Origin of the sequence: Okeania sp. SIO2C9, assembly GCF_010672455.1 — a bacterium.
Lineage (GTDB): Bacteria > Cyanobacteriota > Cyanobacteriia > Cyanobacteriales > Microcoleaceae > Okeania.
Genome location: NZ_JAAHGO010000251.1, coordinates 1 through 1,294, shown reverse-complemented (window position 1 = coordinate 1,294; position 1,294 = coordinate 1). Strand labels below are relative to the sequence as shown.

2 protein-coding genes are annotated in these 1,294 nt (G+C 44.0%); both read right to left on the bottom strand.

The window, feature by feature from the left end:
- On the bottom strand, positions 1-430 hold a 430-nt coding region (locus tag F6K23_RS40750), incomplete at its 3' end, for a glycogen/starch synthase (protein ID WP_293166937.1).
- A gap of 217 nt (positions 431-647) precedes the next feature.
- Positions 648-1,294: (Fe-S)-binding protein (locus F6K23_RS40745; RefSeq protein WP_293166935.1), on the bottom strand; the 647-nt coding region annotated here is incomplete at its 5' end.

Genomic DNA, 1,294 nt, shown 5'->3' with positions numbered 1-1,294 from the left:
TTACTAAGCCTGTCTGCCAGTCATGGCAATGGATGACATCCGGACGTTTGTTGCTCTTAAGCAAGAATTCCAAGGCGGCTTTGCTGAAAAAGGCAAAACGCATAGTGTCATCATTGCCACCGTAATAATAGCCTCGGTTAAAGAAGTTATCATTGGAATGGGGTTCGATAAAAAAGCAGACTTGCCCGTGTACCCAACCGCAGTAAACAGAACAGTGGATTGCAGCACCATACCAGGGTACCCACAACTCGCGATAGGCATCATGTAGTCCCCAAATATGGTCGTAGCGCATGCAGTCATACTTGGGCAAAATCAGTTCGACGCAATTTCCACGAATATCTAGATCTCGACTAAGTCCGTAAACAACATCGCCTAAGCCTCTAGCTTTAATGACGGGGGCGCACTCAGAGGCAATTTGAACGATGTACATATTAGCTCCTTTTAACTCCTTTCTTAACAAAAGTTTATTTTCCTATTTCTTTATTCAAGTAAAGGACTGGATTTCTGGCAAGCCCTTTACTTGAAATATCCTGGATAAGTTTACAGTAGTTCTCAGTTGAGTTTTGCTCTACTAAACTGTTGTGCATTAATCGCAGAACAAAGAAGGGTCATTATCTCCCCAAGCCATCCCCCCATCTCCCCCTCTCTTAACTCTTCAACTTCACCCCTCGAATTGAATAATCCAACAATTCCATCGGATGCATTAAACTAATTTCTTTCCCTTGCAAACGCAAATTTTTCTGAATTTGCAACGAACAACCAGGATTAGGGGAAGCAATCAACTCAGCCCCAGTATTGAGCAAATTCTCCACCTTTTGCTGTCCCAACTCATCTGCCACTTCCGGTTGCAACAGGTTGTAAACCCCAGCACTACCACAACACAAAGCCGCATCTAGTGGTTCTCGCAACTGCACTCCCGGAATTTGCCGTAACAACTGCCGTGGTTGTACACTAATTTTCTGTCCATGCAGTAGGTGACAGGCATCCTGATAAACTATAGTCAACGCTTCATCTTTGAGCGGTGACAAATTTGCCGTCAGCCCCACTTCAGATAAAAATTCTTGTACATCTTTTACTGTATCGGCAAATTTCTGAGCTTTTTCTCGATACTCTAGGTCATCTTCCAGAATATGCCCATATTCCTTGAGCGTATGACCACAACCAGCAGCATTGATAATCACTGCCTCAACACCAGTGCCTTCAAAACTATCAATCATTTGCCGCGCAAAAATCTGAGCTTGTTTAGTTTGCCCCTGATGCTCTGGCAAAGCAGCACAGCAGCCTTGAGTTTTGA